The following is a 523-nucleotide window of genomic DNA, read 5'->3' as shown; positions in this document are numbered from 1 at the left end:
CCCTACTCATCGAGCTCACAGCAAGTGTGTTTTTGTGTACGGGAGTATCACCCTGTACCCTGCGACTTTCCAGACGCTTCCACTAACACACAAACTGATTCAGGCTCTGGGCTGCTCCCCGTTCGCTCGCCGCTACTGGGGGAATCTCGGTTGATTTCTTTTCCTCGGGGTACTTAGATGTTTCAGTTCCCCCGGTTCGCCTCATGTCACTATGTATTCATGACATGATAGTGCAACGAATTGCACTGGGTTTCCCCATTCGGACATCGTCGGTTATAACGGTTCATATCACCTTACCGACGCTTTTCGCAGATTAGCACGTCCTTCATCGCCTCTGACTGCCAGGGCATCCACCGTGTACGCTTAGTCGCTTAACCTCACAACCCGAAGATGTTTCCTGAGATTCATCGTCGTGCTGTAAGTATTTGAGAGACTCGAACACACCTTTTTCTGTTCTTGTTTACGGAGAACAGAAACAGTGTGTCGTTTCAATTTTCAGCTTGTTCCGGATTGTTAAAGAGCA

At 48.8% G+C, this 523-nt stretch carries 1 rRNA gene; it reads right to left on the bottom strand.

Going from position 1 to position 523, the window contains the following annotated elements:
- Nucleotides 1-377, bottom strand: a 23S ribosomal RNA gene (locus ET34_RS0116925); the annotation flags it as partial.
- Between the last annotated feature and the right edge of the window lie 146 nt (nt 378-523).

Source organism: Siccibacter colletis, from assembly GCF_000696575.1.
Taxonomy (GTDB): Bacteria; Pseudomonadota; Gammaproteobacteria; order Enterobacterales; family Enterobacteriaceae; genus Siccibacter; species Siccibacter colletis.
Note: the sequence above shows the minus strand (reverse complement) of the source record. Positions and strands in the feature narration are given on the sequence as shown.